16 protein-coding genes and 2 pseudogenes are annotated in these 16,457 nt (G+C 73.4%); 12 read left to right on the forward strand and 6 right to left on the reverse strand.

Translation table 11 applies throughout. The annotated features are described in order from the left end of the window. The first annotated feature begins 4 nt into the window (after positions 1-4). Positions 5-586, forward strand: a complete 582-nt coding sequence (locus OG373_RS36390) for an NADPH-dependent FMN reductase (protein WP_405442951.1) — start codon at positions 5-7, stop codon at positions 584-586. 8 nt (positions 587-594) lie between these two features. On the opposite strand, the gene OG373_RS36395 is transcribed toward OG373_RS36390, so the two are convergent. Continuing rightward, positions 595-1,695, reverse strand: coding sequence for a winged helix DNA-binding domain-containing protein (locus OG373_RS36395; RefSeq protein WP_405442952.1), 1,101 nt, complete (start codon positions 1,693-1,695; stop codon positions 595-597). Between the two features lie 13 nt (positions 1,696-1,708). Continuing rightward, positions 1,709-2,134 (reverse strand): VOC family protein, encoded by a 426-nt coding sequence (locus OG373_RS36400; RefSeq protein WP_405442953.1) that lies wholly within the window; start codon positions 2,132-2,134, stop codon positions 1,709-1,711. Between the two features lie 105 nt (positions 2,135-2,239). Between OG373_RS36400 and OG373_RS36405 the strand changes: the two genes are divergently transcribed. The 3 genes and pseudogenes from OG373_RS36405 to OG373_RS36415 all read left to right on the forward strand — a co-directional run bounded on the left by OG373_RS36405 (position 2,240) and on the right by OG373_RS36415 (position 4,328). Then, positions 2,240-3,265, forward strand: coding sequence for a helix-turn-helix transcriptional regulator (locus OG373_RS36405; protein ID WP_405442954.1), 1,026 nt, complete (start codon positions 2,240-2,242; stop codon positions 3,263-3,265). 79 nt (positions 3,266-3,344) lie between these two features. Next, a pseudogene (locus tag OG373_RS36410) lies at positions 3,345-3,788 on the forward strand (ergot alkaloid biosynthesis protein); the annotation flags it as partial. Positions 3,789-3,974: 186 nt separating this feature from the next. Further along, on the forward strand, positions 3,975-4,328 hold the full coding sequence (locus OG373_RS36415; RefSeq protein WP_052873500.1) for a hypothetical protein: 354 nt from the start codon (positions 3,975-3,977) through the stop codon (positions 4,326-4,328). A gap of 94 nt (positions 4,329-4,422) precedes the next feature. On the opposite strand, the gene OG373_RS36420 is transcribed toward OG373_RS36415, so the two are convergent. Then, positions 4,423-5,220, reverse strand: coding sequence for a VOC family protein (locus tag OG373_RS36420; protein ID WP_405442955.1), 798 nt, complete (start codon positions 5,218-5,220; stop codon positions 4,423-4,425). A 359-nt stretch (positions 5,221-5,579) separates the two neighbouring features. On the opposite strand from OG373_RS36420, the gene OG373_RS36425 reads away from it, so the two are divergent. The 6 genes and pseudogenes from OG373_RS36425 to OG373_RS36450 all read left to right on the forward strand — a co-directional run bounded on the left by OG373_RS36425 (position 5,580) and on the right by OG373_RS36450 (position 10,970). Continuing rightward, on the forward strand, positions 5,580-6,617 hold the full coding sequence (locus tag OG373_RS36425; protein ID WP_397734601.1) for a trypsin-like serine peptidase: 1,038 nt from the start codon (positions 5,580-5,582) through the stop codon (positions 6,615-6,617). Positions 6,618-6,788: 171 nt separating this feature from the next. Continuing rightward, a complete protein-coding gene (locus tag OG373_RS36430) occupies positions 6,789-6,986 on the forward strand; it encodes a CsbD family protein (RefSeq protein ID WP_030387853.1) in 198 nt (65 codons plus the stop codon). 212 nt (positions 6,987-7,198) lie between these two features. Then, positions 7,199-7,813, forward strand: a complete 615-nt coding sequence (locus tag OG373_RS36435; RefSeq protein ID WP_405442958.1) for a dihydrofolate reductase family protein — start codon at positions 7,199-7,201, stop codon at positions 7,811-7,813. A 12-nt stretch (positions 7,814-7,825) separates the two neighbouring features. Then, a pseudogene (locus OG373_RS36440) lies at positions 7,826-9,114 on the forward strand (ClC family H(+)/Cl(-) exchange transporter). A gap of 90 nt (positions 9,115-9,204) precedes the next feature. Further along, positions 9,205-9,528 carry a divalent-cation tolerance protein CutA gene (cutA, locus tag OG373_RS36445; protein ID WP_405442960.1) on the forward strand — a complete coding sequence of 108 codons (324 nt, stop codon included), beginning with the start codon at positions 9,205-9,207 and terminating at the stop codon, positions 9,526-9,528. A 269-nt stretch (positions 9,529-9,797) separates the two neighbouring features. Next, on the forward strand, positions 9,798-10,970 hold the full coding sequence (locus OG373_RS36450) for an alanine--tRNA ligase-related protein (RefSeq protein ID WP_405442961.1): 1,173 nt from the start codon (positions 9,798-9,800) through the stop codon (positions 10,968-10,970). A 103-nt stretch (positions 10,971-11,073) separates the two neighbouring features. Here OG373_RS36450 and OG373_RS36455 read toward each other — a convergent pair whose 3' ends face one another. Together OG373_RS36455 and OG373_RS36460 are read right to left on the reverse strand one after the other, a co-directional pair. Beyond that, positions 11,074-13,530, reverse strand: a complete 2,457-nt coding sequence (locus OG373_RS36455) for a CehA/McbA family metallohydrolase (protein ID WP_405442963.1) — start codon at positions 13,528-13,530, stop codon at positions 11,074-11,076. 96 nt (positions 13,531-13,626) lie between these two features. Beyond that, positions 13,627-14,418, reverse strand: a complete 792-nt coding sequence (locus tag OG373_RS36460) for an SDR family NAD(P)-dependent oxidoreductase (RefSeq protein WP_405442965.1) — start codon at positions 14,416-14,418, stop codon at positions 13,627-13,629. 141 nt (positions 14,419-14,559) lie between these two features. Here OG373_RS36460 and OG373_RS36465 point away from each other — a divergent pair, with 141 nt between their 5' ends. Beyond that, positions 14,560-15,132 carry a TetR/AcrR family transcriptional regulator gene (locus tag OG373_RS36465; protein WP_398679559.1) on the forward strand — a complete coding sequence of 191 codons (573 nt, stop codon included), beginning with the start codon at positions 14,560-14,562 and terminating at the stop codon, positions 15,130-15,132. A 95-nt stretch (positions 15,133-15,227) separates the two neighbouring features. On the opposite strand, the gene OG373_RS36470 is transcribed toward OG373_RS36465, so the two are convergent. Continuing rightward, positions 15,228-15,764 (reverse strand): NUDIX hydrolase family protein, encoded by a 537-nt coding sequence (locus tag OG373_RS36470; protein ID WP_189967211.1) that lies wholly within the window; start codon positions 15,762-15,764, stop codon positions 15,228-15,230. 168 nt (positions 15,765-15,932) lie between these two features. Between OG373_RS36470 and OG373_RS36475 the strand changes: the two genes are divergently transcribed. Further along, positions 15,933-16,298: a hypothetical protein gene (locus OG373_RS36475; protein ID WP_405442967.1), complete on the forward strand. Its 366-nt coding sequence runs from the start codon at positions 15,933-15,935 to the stop codon at positions 16,296-16,298. Positions 16,299-16,457 lie beyond the last annotated feature (159 nt).

Below are 16,457 nucleotides of genomic sequence, written 5' to 3' on the forward strand. Positions count from 1 at the left end.
GACCGTGCACGCCCTGCTGATCGGCGGAAGCCCCCGGGCGGGTTCCGGAACCAGCGCGCTGGCCGCGCTGGTGGGCGATGCCCTGCTCGCCCGGGGCGCCACCGTGACCCTGCTGGAACTGGCGGAGCCCTCGGCACCGCGGCTTCGGGACACGCCGCGGAACTACGACGCCGTCGTCCTGGCCAGCCCCGTTCACCACGCCGGCTACTCGGGCCTGCTCAAGCTCGCGCTGGACGAGGTACCGGGCGACTGGCTCGCCGACACGGCGGTCGGACTCCTCGCCCACGGCTCCGGGCCGCGCACCGGCGGCGTGGTGTGCGAACACCTGCGTACGGTGGCCAGGGCGCTCGGAGGCTGGGTGGCCCCGACCCAGATCGCGGCCTGCCCCGCCGACTTCGCGCCGGGGCCGCACGGCGCCCCAGGGCCGGACGCATCCCTGCTGCGCCGCTGCGACGCCCTCGCGGCGGAACTCCACCGCTGCGCGACGATGCTCCGCACCCCGGCCCCGGCCCCGGCCCCGGCCCCGGCCCCGGCCCCCGTTCGGGTTCCGGCTTCGGCCTCGGCTTCGGGTCCCGGGAACGTCTGACGGGACACTCACGCGGGAGGGCTGCCGATGCGTACGCGCTCGTGGGCGTGGTCGGTCAGGAAGGACGCCAGGGCCCGGCCCTCCTCCTCGACGGCGTCGCGGTCCATGGGTGAGAGGCTGCGCAGCGGGGTGACGACGAGTGCGTCGTCGGACCTGGTCCACGTGGCGGACACGCGCCCGTCGACCAGGACGACGCGCTCTCCGGCGACCGACAGGCCCCGGTGGGCGTCGTCGATGATCCGGGTGCGGTCCCGGTAGCCGAGGATCGCGTTGTCGAAGGCCGGCAGGAACCTGACGGGTGCCGGTGTGCCGGGGTCCGGGCGCGGGGCGTCGGGCAGGTCGAGGAGTTCGCGGCCCCGCTCGTCACGGAAGGCCACGAGCTCCCCGCGGACGGCCTTGACCGCGGCGGGCAGCCCGGCGAGGCCGCACCAGGCGCGCAGGTCGGCGGAGGCGGCGGGCCCGTAGGCGGCCAGGTAGCGGCGGACCAGGGCCTGGCCCACCGGGTCGGCGCCGTCCGGATCGAGGGGTGCGATGTCGCGTCCCAGCCAGGTCGTCAGGAGGGCGTTGCGTACTCCGCCTCCGGTGCGCCACAGGCCGCGCGGGGGCAACTGGACCATCGGAAGGAGCGCCGCGACCAGCAGTTCACCGAGTACCCGGCGCGGCGGGGCGGGCCAGCGGTCGGCGAGGGCCTGGACGAGCTCGGCCATCGTGCGGGGCCGGCCGTCGGCCATGACCGCCCGCCCGGCCGCCGCAAGCTCGTCGGGGTCGATTCCGGCGAGCTCGCGGCGGTAGGTGGTCAGTACCCGCCCGCGCAGCATCGTGTCGTGCCGGGCCCGCCAGGCCAGCGCGTCGTCGGCGCCGAGGAGGTGGACGGTGCGGCGCATCATGTGCGTGCGTACGACGTCCCGGCCGGCGAGCAGGTCGTTCAGGTCCGCCGGTCGGAAGCCGCGCACCCGCGCCCACAGACCGGTGAACGGCTCCTGCGGCTCCTGTGCCTGCATGCCGCACAGGTGCGTGACGACGTCGACCGCCGTGGCACCGGTGCGGTCGAGCAGGAACTGCCGGGCGAGCGTCGCACGGTTGAGGGCGCGGGTGTCGAGGACGGTCATCGTGTGCCGGACCTCAGCCGTTGTACGGTGCCGCGGCGACGTCCAGGACCCAGACGATGCCGAAGGGGTCCTTGAGCATGCCGTACAGCGGTGCCCACGGAGCGGGCTCCAGGGGCTGCACGACGGCCGAGCCGACGGACAGCTTCTTCCACAGGGCGGTGATCTCGTCGGCGCTGTCGCCGCGCACGGAGACGAAGACGGCGTTCTCGCCCGGGTTCCACGGCATCCGGGACGGCACGTCGTAGGCCATGACGCCGAAGCCGTTGTCCGCGGTCACCTGGCCCCAGGTCACCCAGTCCGCCTCGGCCGGGTCCTGGATGTTGCCGATGTCCCGGTAGGTCACCACGACGGGATTCCCGCCGAAGACCGATCCGTAGAAGTCGAGTGCCGCGCGGGCGTCGCCCCGGAAGTTCAGATGGGTCGTCGTCGTGATGGACATGTTGGTCTCCTGGTCCTGGATTCATTGAGCGGTCGGCCGCCGTGTGATCACGCTCCCACGGGTAGCGGACAGGATCTGTCCGCTACCTCGCGCAGAATGTGCAGCGTGCCGAAAACCTCCGCGCGGCTGCTCGCGCTCCTGTCGCTCCTGCAGACCCGGCGCGACTGGTCGGGGCAGGAGCTCGCGACGCGGCTGGACATCAGTGCGCGTACCGTCCGCCGCGACGTGGACCGTCTGCGCGAGCTCGGCTACCCCGTCACGGCCTTCAAGGGACCCGACGGCGGCTACCGGCTCGACGCCGGTTCGCAGCTGCCCCCGCTCCTGTTCGACGACGACCAGGCCGTCGCCCTCGCGGTGGCCCTGCAGACGGCCGCCGCGACCGGCGCCGGCATCGGCGACGCGGCAGCGCGCGCACTCGTCACCCTGCGCCAGGTGCTGCCCGCCCGGCTGCGCCATCGGATCGACCTGCTCCGGGTGACGGTCGTCGCCCCGCCAGAGGCCCGTCCGGCACAGGTCGACAGCCAGGTCCTGATGGCGATCAGCACCGCCATCCACGCCCGCGAGGAACTGCGTTTCGACCACATCCCCGCCGCCGCGTCCGTACCGTCCGCCCCGGCCCAGGACGACGGCTGCGTCAACCGGCGCCGGGTGCAGCCCCATCACCTGATCACCCGGGGAGGCCGCTGGTACCTCCTCGCCTGGGACCTCGACCGCCACGACTGGCGCACCTTCCGCGTGGACCGCATCTCGCCCTGCCGTCCCACCGGCCCCCGCTTCACCCCTCGGGAACTGCCCGGGGGCGACGTGGCCACCTTCGTCACCGGCCGGTTCCGGGGATCCGGCGGACCGGCCGACTGGCCCTGCCGCGGCGAGGCGATCCTCGACCTGCCCGCGGCCTCCGTCGCTCCCTACGCCCGCGACGGACTCGTCGAGGAGCTGGGACCCGGGCGCTGCCGGGTGGTTCTCGGCTCCTGGTCGTGGATCGGCCTGGCCTCGGCCATCGGCCGCTTCGACGCCGATGTCCACGGCGTCCGGCCCGCCGAGCTCAGGGAGGCCTTCGCGCACCTCGCCCGCCGCTGCGCCGATGCCGCCGCCGCCGATCCCACCCCACCGGCGCCCCGGGCGATCTGACGCAGGCGGTCAGCCCCGGTCGGCCGCCCCTCGCCGGGCGCGCGCGCCGAGGACCGCGGCGGTGAAGTCCGCCAGTCGGCGCCCCTCCTGGTTCATGCAGAACTTCACCGGTGCGCACGCCCACGCCGACAGCATCCGCACCGACGGCGCCATCCTGACCGCGGCCGGGGCGGGCCGGGTCGGATTCGTCGACGCCGACGACATCGCCGCCGTCGCCGTACGGGCTCTGACCGACGACCGGGCCCCCGACGCCGACCTGGTCCTCACCGGGCCGGAAGCGCTCAGCCACGACGACATCGCCGCGGTCCTCACGGACCTCACCGGCCGCCCGGTGGTCCACCACCGGCTGACCTACGAGGCCATGCGCGAGCGCCTGGCCGCGGTCGTCCCGCCGGAGTTCGCGACGATGCTGGCCGGGATGGGCCGGGCCATCGCCGAAGGGGCCGAGGACCGCACCACCGACACGGTCCGGCGCCTCACCGGCCGCCCGCCGCAAGGCTTCCGGGCGGTCGCAGAACGCGAGCTTTCCGGCCGGGCGGCGCCGGCCGTCGGCGCTGCTCCGACCGCCGCCCCGCACCCGGGCAGCCCAACGGGCGCGGCCTCGGGGTGACGCCTACGCTGAAACGGCAAACCCACCCACCCACGCGCCCCTGGTCCCGCGGCCGGGGGCGAGTCCCGGCCCAGTTCAGCACCGAAAGGCGGTTCAGCCATGGCCACCAGGTCCGACGCTCCCGTTCTCGACACGCTCGCCGCGATGACCATCGACTCCGTCGAGCACTGCAACATGGACGAGAAGACACTCATCACCACCCGCATCGCCGCGCTCGTCGCCATGGACGCCCCGGCCATTTCCTACCTGGCCCACATCAGCCCCGCGGTCAAGGCCGACTTCACCGTCGAGCAGCTCCAGGACGTACTCGTCGCGATCGCGCCCGTCGTGGGCACGGCGCGCGTCATGTCGGCCGCGGGGCACATCGCCCAGGCGTTCGGCGTCGCCATAGCCATGCTCGAAAGCGAGGCCGAGGCCATGGCCAACGCCGAGGCCGAGAGCCGCAACTCCTGAGTCCACGCGGTCGGCGGCCCCTTCGCGCCGCGAACGCTCCCGCGCGAGCGGGTCACGGCCCCGGCCCGGGTCGTGACCCGTTCGTCCCGTCCGCTCAGCCCCGGGCCGGTGCGAGGAGCACGAAGTCGGCGTCGGCCGGGTCGAGGCAGACGGCGAGCCGGCCCACGCCCTCCGCGTCCACCGGGCCCATCTGCACGCTGCCGCCGTTCGCGGTGACCCTGGCGACCGCGGCGTCGCAGTCGGTGACGGCGAAGACGGGGTGCCAGTACGGCCGTCCGTTCGTGAGGGTCAGGTGCTCCGCGGGCAGCTCCATGAGGCCCCCGTGCATGCGCTCCTCGGGGAGCCCGGCAGGAGTGATGAGGGTGTACGTGCCCTCGCCGCCGGGCATTCCCATGTCGCTGTACTGCCAGCCGAACACGCCGCCGTAGAACTCCTTGGCGGCCGCCGCGTCGGTCGTGTACAGCTCGGTCCACGACAGTGAGCCGGGCTCGTCCACCAGCTCGACGCCCGTGTCCTTGCCCGGCTGCCAGGCGGCGAACTGTCCCCCCAGCGAGTCGGTGTACTGCGCCATCCGGCCCCACTCGCCGAGGTCCCTGGGAGCCACCCGAACCGTGCCCCCCGCGCGCTCCACCGCCCGGGTCGTGGCGTCCGCGTCGGCGACGCTGTAGTAGATCATCCAGGCCGGGCGCGCGCCTTCCTCGGTGAGCTTGCCGAGCCCGGCGACGACCTTGCCGTCCTTGCGGAACATGCCTCCTTCCATGTCCTCCGCCCCCTCCATGGCCTTGTACTCCCAACCGAGCACGGTGCCGTAGAAGGCCGCGGCGGCGTGGACGTCGGGCGTGCCGAGGTCGAGCCAGCAGGGGGAGCCGGGGGCGAAATTCGTGGTGATCATGGCGCTGCCTTTCTGGGGTCCGGTACGGCCTCACCCTGGCACCGCACCCCTGCCGTCGCCCGTCGGCGTCCAGCCGTTGTGGCCCTGCCACACCCCGGATTCATCACCGAAGTGCCAAAACGGCCGTGCGACCGAACCCGGCCGGGCCGGGAGACGTGTCCGGGGGTGTCCTCGTTCCGCAGCTCTGCGGGCGGCCGAACGTATCGAAGCACCAAGGGGATTCCGATGTTCCGTACGCGTACCCGTACCCGTACCCGAGCCGCGTCCCTCGCCGCTCGCGCGACCGCCGGCGTGCTCCCGAGAACCGCCGTCGGGTTCCCGGTCCCGAAGTCCGCCCGCTGCGGCGGCTGATCGCCGTCATGAGCGCGGACTCCGGGCGCCCCTGGGGCGCCGTACGCACCGACGTCCTGACCGTCCTGCTCACCGTCCTGGCCGTCCTCGGTGGCGCCACCGCCTGCTCCGTGCAGGCCGGTTCCCCGCTCGGCCGGGCCGTACCGGCCTTCACCAACCCGGTCATCCCCGGCCTCTGGACCCCGGAGCGCATGGCCGACGCCGACGCGTCCGGCCGTTCCGTCGCGGACGGGCTGGGCGCCGACCTGGGGGAGACCGATCCCGAGCCGGCGCCCTTGCCGGCCCGGCCCGAGCGCGCCCCGTACCGGGCGAGTGCTCCCGCGGTGGGCAAGGTCTTCTTCGACGGGCCCGACGGTCCGAGCGTCTGCTCCGGGACCGCCGTCGAGGACCCGGCCCGGCCGGGCCGCTCCAGTCTCGTGTGGACGGCGGCCCACTGTGTCCACGGCGGCAAGGGGGGCACCTGGCACCGCAATATCGTCTTCGTGCCCTCCTACAACGACCGGGGCCTGGCCGGCGCGGCGCGCCGCACGACCGAGGTCGCGCCGCTGGGCACCTGGTGGGCGGACCGCGCCGCGACCTCCGAGGAGTGGATCGCCGAGGGCACCACCACCGGCGGCGGCGGTTCGTCCGGCGACTTCGCGGTGCTGCGCGTGGCCCGGAAGGACACCCGGGCCTCCCTCCAGGAGACGGCCGGGGTGGCCGTGCCGGTCTGGTTCGACGCCCCGCCCACGGCCGCGATCCCGGCGATGAAGGCCTGGGGCTACCCGGCTGCCGACCCCTTCGACGGGGAGCGGATGTTCACCTGCCAGGACCGCCCCGGACGGCTGTCCCTGCGCCCCGACCGGCCCTCGCTGTACCGCATCGGGTGCACGATGACGGGCGGCTCCTCGGGCGGCGGCTGGTTCGCCCGGCGTCCTGACGGCAGCTCCGCCCTGGTCAGCAACACCTCCATCGGCCCACTCGGGTCCACCTGGCTCGCCGGGCCACGCCTGGGCAGGGAGGCCAGGTCCGTGTACGCCTCGGTCAGCAGGGGCGATACGGCCTGAGGCGCGCCTCTTGGATCCGGCCGGACGCGCGGCTCGCAGGGCTCCGGGGCTCGCGGGCTCCCGGGCCTCGCGGGCTCATGCTTCCGCGCGGCGGACGCCGGCCTCGCCGTGCGAGATTGTCCGACTTCGCCTAATTTGTCGTCGTCAGGGTTTTCTCAACAAGGAGTTCACATGGCTGACAAGGGAAAGATGGACCAGGCCAAGGGCAAGGCCAAGGAGGCCGTCGGCAAGGTCACCGGCAATGACCGGATGAAGGCCGAGGGCAAGACGGACCAGGCGAAGGGCAAGGCGAAGGAAGCCATGACCGAAGCCGAGAAGCGAGCCCGCGGCGTCCAGGATTCCCTGCGCGACAAGGACGACCGGATCTGATCCCGCTCCGGCGAGTCCACCGGACTCGTGGGTGAACGGGACGCGGGCCCGCCACACCGAGGGTGTGGCGGGCCCGCGCCTGCGGGCACGTGCCGTGTACCGGCCGAGCGCGAGGCCGTGGTCCCCGGGGCCGGCAGCTCCGCCGGACGACACCGTATTTGCTCCGGGGGGCCGTACGCGAACGGACCGACCAGCAGCTCCCGGAGACCGGTATGAGGAAGATCAAGGCGCAGCTGTTCATCTCGCTCGACGGGGTCGTCGAGGCGCCCGACCAGTGGCACTTCCCCTACTTCGACGAGGAGATGGGGGCGGCCGTCGACGCGACCCTCGGCAGGGCCGACACCCTGCTGCTCGGGCGCAGGACCTACGACAGCTTCGCGGGTGCCTGGCCGGACCGGGAAGCGGCGGGCGGGGAGGACGCGCCCTTCGCCGAAGTGCTGGGTGACGCCCGCAAGATCGTGGTGTCGAACAGCCGGCTCGACCTCACCTGGCGGAACTCCGAACAGCCCGCCGGCGGGCTCACCGAGGCCGTCACCGCGCTGAAGAACGAGCCGGACACGGGAACACCCGTCTGGATCAGCGGCTCGGTCTCCGTCGTACGCCGGTTGCTGGCCGCCGGGCTCCTGGACGAGCTGAACCTCCTGCTGCACCCCATCGCCGTGCGGAGCGGCCAGCGCCTGTTCGATGAGGGTGCGCCGCCCGTCCCGCTGGAGCTGGTGTCCGCCGAGACCTTCCGGACCGGTGTGCTGAACCTCTTCTACGCCGTGGCCGCCGCACCCGGCGAGGGCACGTACGAGGAAGCCAAGACCCACCTGCCCCAGCACTGACGGGTGCACCGCATGCCCGGTGTTCGGCCCGGTCGGGCAGGAGGCCGCCCCGCCTTCGTGACCGCGGGCCTGGCGGGCGCTCTGGTGGGGCTGGTAGGCGGCGGATTCCGGTGGTGCCTGGAGCGCGCCGACAGACTGCGCATTGCGGTGCTGGACGTGGCGGCCGGCCCGGGAGCGGCCGGGTGGCTGATTCCCGTAATCCTCACGGCCGCGGGCGCCGCGCTGGCCTGCCTGATCGCGCAGCGGGTCCCGCACGCCGCGGGCAGCGGGATCCAGCACGTGGAAGCCGAGTGGCGGCAGGAGGCCGAGGCCAGTACGGCCCGGCTGGTGCCGGCGAAGTTCCTCGGCGGCCTCATCGCGATCGGCTCGGGACTGGTCCTGGGCCGGGAGGGGCCGATCGTCCACATGGGCGCCGCGATCGGGACCGCGGCGGGCCGGCGCGGCCGGCTGGAGCCCGAGGACGCCCGCATGCTGCACGCCGCGCTCGGCGGGGCGGGCCTGGCGGTGGCGTTCACCGCACCGCTCGGCGGACTGGTGTTCGTCTGCGAGGAGGTGACCGGCACCGTCCGCCCCCGTCTGGTGCTCCTGACGCTCGTCGGCACCGTCACGGCGGTGGCCGTCTCGCAGCTCGTCGTCGGTGACGGGCTCGTCTTCCCGCTCTCGGCCGTCCCCGCCCCACCGCTGTGGATGCTGCCGGTCTTCATGCTGTCGGGGGTGACGGCCGGGGCGCTGGGCGCCGCGTACAGCGCCCTGGTCGTAAGGACCCTGGAAGTGTGCGACCGGCTCACCCGGGTGCCGCTCGTCGCCCGCGCGGCGGCCATCGGCGCCGGGGTCGGCGCGCTGATGGCCCTCGACCCCCTGCTCACGGGCGGCGGTGACCAGCTGAGCGAGCACCTGCTGACGGGCGGGACCATGACGGTGGCGGCGCTGGTGGTCTGCCTCGCCGTCCGTTTCGTGGCGGGCCCGCTGAGCTATGCGGCCGCGACTCCCGGCGGACTGTTCGCTCCGCTGCTGGCCCTCGGGGTCCTGTGGGGCATGCTCACCCACGCGTTGGTCTCCCCGCTGCTGCCCGCCTGCTCGGCCGGTCCGGCCGCGTTCGCGGTGGTGGGGATGGCCGCCGTGTTCACGGGCGTCGTACGGCCCCCCTCACCGGCGCCGTCCTGGTCGTGGAGATGACGGGTGCCGGCGTGCTCCTGCTGCCCTTGCTGATCGCGTGCTTCGCCGCGACGGTGACCGCGAACCGGCTGGGGAGCGAACCCATCTACGACACCCTGCGCCGCCGGATGCTCGAACGCACCTGACGACGCGAGCCGATCCTCACCAGGAGACCTCCGCCCGGGCGGCGGGGACACCGGCCGTAGGGTGGCCGGAACCTATCGAGGAGGACCGGCATGGCGAGCATCGTGATCGTGCAGACGACCGTGGGCGACGAGGACAAGGCGTACGAGATCGGACGGGCCGCGGTGGAGGCCCGGCTGGCGGCCGGTGCGCACGTCGACGCGCGGATGACCACCTTCTCCTGGTGGAAGGACGCCGTGCAGCACGAGCGGGGGTACCGGATCTCCTTCCAGACGACCGCGGAGAAGGTCGCCGAGCTGCAGACGTGGGTGCACGAGCGCCATCCGAACGAGGTGCCGCAGTGGATCGTGCTGCCGACCACCGCGGCCTCGGAGGAATATCTGGCGTGGGTGGTGAAGGAGACCGGGACCCGGTAGCCGGGACGCCCCGGGCGCCGGTGGGAAATGCCTGCGCCCCGGTGGCGGTCCCGCGTTATGGTGACCCGCATGAACGTCAACGGCCCCCGCAACACCGCGACCGCGCGAGCGACCAGCTCGCCGGTTGCCGCCGCCTGACGCACCCCTCCCCTCTCCCCGGCGACCGGACAACGGTCCGTCGGTCGTGCCGTGGCCCCGCCGCCCCGGCCGGAGACCGGACGGTCCCGTTCTCCGGTGCCTCTCCCGCTCTCATGCGAAGGAGTCACCCCATGGATACCGACCGGCTGGCCGAGACGTTCGTCGAGTACTTCGAGGAACGCGGCCACCGCCGCATCGTCGGCTCGACGCTGCTGCCACCGCCCGGCGACCCCGTCCTCTTCACCACCTCCGGCATGCACCCGCTCACTCCGTACCTGGAGGGCCGGCCCCACCCGCTGGGCAGGCGGCTCGTCAACCTCCAGCGCTGTCTGCGCACCACGGACCTGGAGGAGGTCGGCGACCCCACCCACCTCACGGTCTTCGAGATGCTCGGCACCTGGTCGCTGGGCGACTACGACGGCCCGGTCAGTCTCGACTGGGGGTACGGGCTCCTCACCGAGGGACTGGGCATCGATCCCGGCAGGCTGTACGCCACCGTCCACGCCGGCGACGAACGGACCGGAACCGGGCCCGACACCGCTTCCCTGCGGCTGTGGCAGGACCGCGGCGTGCCCGTCGAGCTCACCGTGGAGGACAACTGGTGGTCCAACGGCCCCGTCGGACCGTGCGGCCCCGACTCGGAGATCTTCCTGTGGAGCGGTGACGGCCCGCCCCGGTCGACACCCACCCGCGACGACCGCTGGGTCGAGGTGTGGAACCACGTGACGATGAGTCACCGCCGGCTCGGCGACGGTTCCCTCGTGCCCCTTCCCCGGCGCAACGTGGACACCGGCCTCGGCCTGGAGCGGCTCGCCTCACTGCTCCAGGGCAAGCCGTCCGTGTTCGGCTGCGACGTCTTCGACCCCTGGCGCAGCCTCGTGCCGTCCGTGTGGCCCCTGGACGAGACGTCGTTGCGCGTGGTCTGCGACCACCTGCGCTCGGCCGTCGTGGTTCTCGGGGACGGCGTGCGCCCGGCCAACACCGGCCGGGGGTACGTCCTGCGGCGCCTGGTGCGACGGGTGCTCACCCTGCTGTGGCGGGACGACCCCTCGCGCGGCATCGGGGATCTGCCGGACGAGCTGGTGCGGCACACCCTGGACCGCTTCCGGCAGGACATGGAGCCGGACGATGTGGTCCGGCTCCTGCTGGAGGAGGAGCACCGGTTCCGCCGGCTCCTGGAACGCGGACGGCAGGTGCTCGCCCGCCCCCGGTTCCGGGGCCCGCTGACCCGGGAGGACTTCCACTACCTCCACGACACCCACGGGCTGCCGCGCGAGCTGGTCACGAACCTGCGGCAGGAGTGAGGATGCGGCGCCCGCGCCGACCCGGGCGCGCCCCGGTCCCGGCCCCCGCCCCGGAACCCCGCACCGGACGGCCGGGGACAGGTGCGGGGACCGGTGCGGGGCATCAGCCCGCGCTGACGGCCGTCACGTGCGTGGAGCCGTCCCGCAGGGCGGTGATGCGGACCTGCCCTGCCGGGAAGGCGTCCCTGCCGTTCGGGCCGGGTATCTGCGCGAAGGGAGTCCAGGAGCCGTCCGCCCTCCTGACGTTGTGCCAGATCCGTCCGTCGAGCCCCACCGCCACCACCTGGGCGGAGCCGTCGGGCGTCCCCGCGATGCCGACGGCGCTCGCCCCCATGGTGGGCGTGGTGACGCCCCGCGGGGGCCGGAACCCGGTCCAGGAGCCGTCCGCCCGCCGCAGCTGGTGGTACACGATCCCGTCGAGCCCGATCGCGAGGACCTGCGCGGACCCGTCGGGCATCCCGGTGATCGCCAGGGCCGGTCCGGCGAACGTCGGGGCCCCGTTGTAGCCGGCCGGCCGGCCCCAGGGGGTCCACGTACCGTCCCGCCCGCGCACGCAGTGGTACATGGCACCGTCCGTGCCGTAACTCAGCAGCTGGGCGGACCCGTCGGGCATGGCCGTGATCGACACCTTCGTCGCGCCCCAGCGGCTCTTCGCGGTGAGTCCGGGCAGGGGCCGGAACCCGGGCAACCCGCCGTCGGCGCGCCGGAGCTGGTGGTAGGTGGTGCCGTCCATGGCCGTCACCACGATCTGGCAGGTCCCGTCGGGGAAGGCCGCGATGTCGGCCTCGCGCACGGTGAATCCGGTCGAGCCGTCCGGACCCGCGACGCGCCGCCAGGGCTGGAGTGTGGCCGAACCCCGTACGGTGGTCAGCCACAGACCGTTGTCGGGCGCGATGCCCAGCACCACGACCGAGCCGTCCGCCAGGCCGGCCGCGGCGCTCTGCACCCCCGCGAACGATCCGGCGCCCTCGGCGCCCGGCAGCGGACGCATGCTGCTCCACGCGCCGTCGGGGCGGCGCTCGGCGTGGAAGAGCACCCGCTGTTCGACGTCGTACGGGGGCAGTTGCGCCGAGTAGAACCACACCGGGTTCGTGATGGCCACCAGTTGGTCCAACGTGGTGGACGCGGGCTTGGGCCGGCGCACCTCGGCGCGGACGAACATGGAGGCCTTGCCCCAGCCGCGCCAGCGCAGTTGCCCCCGGCCGCTGCCGTCGATCCAGGTGGCGGCCATGATCCCCCACTCGGTGTACAGCGTGGCGATGCTGTCCGGGGCGCCCGTCACGTTCAGGGTCACGTCGACGGCGTCGAAGAACGACAGGGGCAGCTCCTCGCCGGGTCCCGCTACCGCCCCGCCGGCCCGGGCGGTGAAGTCCAGGGTCACCGCCGCGGATTCGACGGCGTAGGACCGGCCCAGGCGCAGTGCGTCCAGTACGGCGGCCGTCGACAGACCGGCGGCGTGCACCACGTTGTGGGGGCGGCCGACGGCGTCCGCGGGGCTGTGCGCGTCGCTGTTGCCGACGGCGGCGACCCGCTTGCCGAGGCAGAGCATGACGTGCCAGGCGGCGATGTTGGCCGCGTCGTCCAGGGTCCAGGGCCCGTTCCACACCTCCAGCGCGTCCACGCGGTCGAGGCCGAACTCCCAGAAGGATCCGGCCGCGGGGGTGAGGGGATGGGCGGCAATGGTCAGTCCGCCCAGGCTGTGCACGCGCCGGGCATGGCTCTCGAACACCCCCGGGTTCGCGGGGCCGTAGCGCCAGTCCACCCATTCGCCCTGCGGCAGACCGACCGCCAGCCAGTGGCCGTGGCGGGTGGTGACCTCCTCGGCGTTGATGACCAGCAGGTCGGCCGGGATGTTGCCGCGCCAGGTCACGCCGGTGGAGCTGGTGTTGTGGTCGGACGTGGCGATGAAGTGCATGCCCTCCTGGCGGGCGGCCGCGACGATCTCGTCCACCGTGCGCTGCCCGTCGGAGTGCACGCTGTGCAGGTGCAGGTCGCCCCGGTACCAGCCGGGCCCCCGCCCGGCCACCGCCGTCGGCAGGATGTCGTACGGAGCCCGGGGCAGCGGGTCCCCGTGGTGCAGGGTGACGTCGACCTGCCAGGCCATCCCGCCTGCGGCGCCGACCATGGGCCCCAGGATGACGGACCAGCTGCCGGGCTCGACGGGACCGGGCGCGTACCCGGGGGTGGCGTCCGCCGCGGACAGGGTGAAGCCGGACCGTGCGCCGCCCGACCAGCCGCGGAAGCCGGACGGGCCGAAGATGCCGAGGTCCAGGATCCCGGCGGCGGCGTCGTGGGTGGTGGCGACGGAGATCCGCTGGACCCCGGCGGGGACGTCGAAGGCGACGTACGCCCACTGGTCGCTGCCCTGGGGGGAGTGGCCCTGGTAGCTGGTGGTCACCGTGTCGGTCCCCTGGCCGCGCGTCGTGGCGTGCGCGACCGGCGCGGGAACGAGCGCGGCGGCTCCGCCCGCGGCCAGCAGGGCCCCTAATCGGAGCAGGGACCTGCGCTCGAACTGCGGGCCGGGGTCGGGCGCATCACTCGGGAGGTGTTCACTCGGCACAGCCGTGCTCTCCGTTCACGTGGAGTGGAAGGGAAGGCGTGCGGAACTGCGGTGCGGGGGGTATGCGGGCCCGGCAGGATCCGGAAGAGACGGCCCTCAGCGGCGTGAGCGCTGGGCATCGACGATCTGGCGCACCGTCCCGTCGGCGTCGGACCGGGCCTGGACGCGCTCGGCGAACCCGGGGAACTGCCCGGCGACAGCGCTCAGCAGGCGCAGCTCCAGCGGCGCGACGTTGACCTCGCACAGGTCGCGGCGCACCGCTCGTACGACGCCGTCGGCCACCTGCCCGGGCGTGACGGTCCGGATGCCGTTCGGTGTGCTGGCACCGGTGGCGGCGAACATCCCGGCGTCGCGGACGAAGCCGGGCTGGACCAGGGACACGCCGACCCCCGTACCCCTGAGCTCCTGGCGCAGCGCGAGCGCGAAGCCGCGCAGCCCGAACTTCGTCGCGTTGTACAGGGAGGTCGACTTGGTCGCCGCCTTGCCGGAAATGGAACCGACCAGCACGATGTGCCCGCGGCCGCGGGCCACCATGGGCTCGGCGAGCAGCCGGGACAGCAGCAGGGGCGAGCGGAGGTTGACGTCGAGGGCGCGGTCGAGCTGGTCCTCGGTGTAGTCCAGCAGGTCGCCGCTGGCGGGCAGGGCGGCGTTGGCGACGAGGATGTCCGCGTCCGTACAGCTCTCGGCGAGCTGTACGACGTCGGACCGGACGGCCAGATCGGCGACCACGGTGCGGGCTCCGCACGCGTCGGCGGTGGCCTTGAGGGCTTCCTCCCGCCGCCCGGTGACGGTGAGCCGGGCGCCCTGCGCGGTCAGGCGTGCGGCCAGGGCCGCGCCGATGCCTCCGGTGGCACCGGTGAGCAGAACGTTCGATCCGGATATGTCCACGACTACTCCCGTGCGGCGTACGTCAGTTGTTCGTTCGAACGAACAGTAGGGATGGCATGGTGCGTTGTCCACACCCCGGCCGGCACCGGCTCCCCGGTCCCGCCAGGGCGGCGGAGTCGGGCGATGGGGCAGAATTACGCCATGCCCCATGCTTCCGACACCCGCCAGAGCATCATCGACGCCGTACTGCGGATCATCGGGCAGGACGGCATCGCCGCCGTCACCAACCGGCGGATCGCCAAGGAGGCCGGCGTCTCCCTCGGTTCCGTCACCTACCACTTCGCGACCCAGCACGAGCTGCTGCGCGAGAGCCTGCTGCACTTCGTGGCCGAGGAGACCCGGCACTTCACGACGCTCGCCGACGAGTGCTCCGACGAGCAGTTCGACATCGGGCAGGCGGCGGAGGTGGTGGCGCAGGTCGCGGGCGGCAACGCCTTCGACAGCCGCCACATCGCGCCGTTCGAGCTGTACGTCCAGGCCGGGCGCGACGAACGGCTGCGCGCCGCCGCGGCCGAGTGCTTCGCGGCCTACGACCTGCTGGCCACCCGGATCCTGACCCACCTCGGTGTGGCGGACCCCGAACGCCTGGCGGGCGTGGCCGTCGCCCTGGTCTTCGGGCAGCAGCTGCGCCGCCTGGCGACGGGCGCGCCCGCCGAGGACCTCGTCGACACCCTGCTGATCCTCACGAGGTTCACCCCCACCCAGACCCCGTAGGCCCCGTGGGCGCGTCGGGTCCGTTGGACGCGGAAGGCCCCGTGCCCGGCGTGGGCTCGCCGGGCACGGGGCGTGTCATGCGGAGCGCCGGGAGCTCAGTACGTCCGCCCGACGTGCGCGAGGGCCTGCTTCAGCAGTGCCGCGTGGCCGCCCGGCATCTCGCCCTGCACAGCGGCCGAAAGCGCTTCCTCCGGGCTGAACCAGACCAGGTCCAGGGCGTCCTGCCGAGGACGGCAGTCACCGGTCACCGGCACGATGTAGGCGAGTGACACCGCGTGCTGGCGGGGGTCGTGGTAGGGGGTGATGCCCGCCGTGGGGAAGTACTCGGCAACGGTGAAGGGCTGGAGGGATGCGGGAATGTGGGGCAGGGCCACGGGGCCCAGGTCCTTCTCCAGGTGGCGGAGCAGCGCGTCACGGATCCGCTCGTGGTGCATGACACGGCCGGACACCAGCGCCCGGCTGATCGTCCCGTCCGTGCCGATCCGCAGCAGCAGTCCGATGGAGGTGACTTCGCCGGTCTCGTCCACGCGTACGGGGACGGCCTCGACGTACAGGATCGGCATCTGGGCCCGGGCCATGTCCAGCTCGTCCCTGGTAAGCCAGCCGGGCGTAGTTTCGGTCGTGTCAGACATTCCTCGATCTTACTGACCGGTGAGGGCCGCGGCGGCGTTAAACCGTCGCAGAGTTCTGCCCAGAAGGTGACTTTCCGGAGTCTTGTCCGGTCGGATAGCAATGGACACGGCGCCGCACGGCCCGCCGACGGTCGGCGGCGACACCGGCGCGCCCAGGAGGAACGCCCCGTGATCCGCACCCGATACGCCGCCGCTCTGGCCACCATGGCCGTCACCGCCCTCGCCATCTCCGCGAGCCCCGCATCGGCCGCACCCGGTGACACCCTCACCATGTGCTCCAGCACGCTCACCCCGGACGGCTGGGTGGATGCCCAGTGGTGGAACAGCGGCGGCTGCGGCTCCGGCTTCACGCCCAACACCAAGCAGATCAAGGACCTCAGAGGCTACCCGGTCGGCACCCAGGTCGCCGCCTGCGCGTCCACCTGGCCGCCCGCGGGATGGACCATCACCAACACCTACTACTCCAGTGGCTGTCGCTACTCCGCCGTCCCCAGCTTCAACCCCAACACCTGGACCCTGCAGCGCACTTCCTGACCTGCTCCCTCTGCCGATCCCCCTTGCCGCTCCTCGCCGTCCCCACGGCCGGGCGCAGCGGGGCGGCACCGTCGCGCAGGACACGCAGCGCCCGTACGGCGGCGTCCAGGCGGGTGGGCCCGTACGGCGTGTCCGTCCAGCGGGGCCGGGGCAGCCCGG

The organism is Streptomyces avidinii (assembly GCF_045161815.1).
GTDB classification, from domain to species: Bacteria; Actinomycetota; Actinomycetes; order Streptomycetales; family Streptomycetaceae; genus Streptomyces; species Streptomyces avidinii.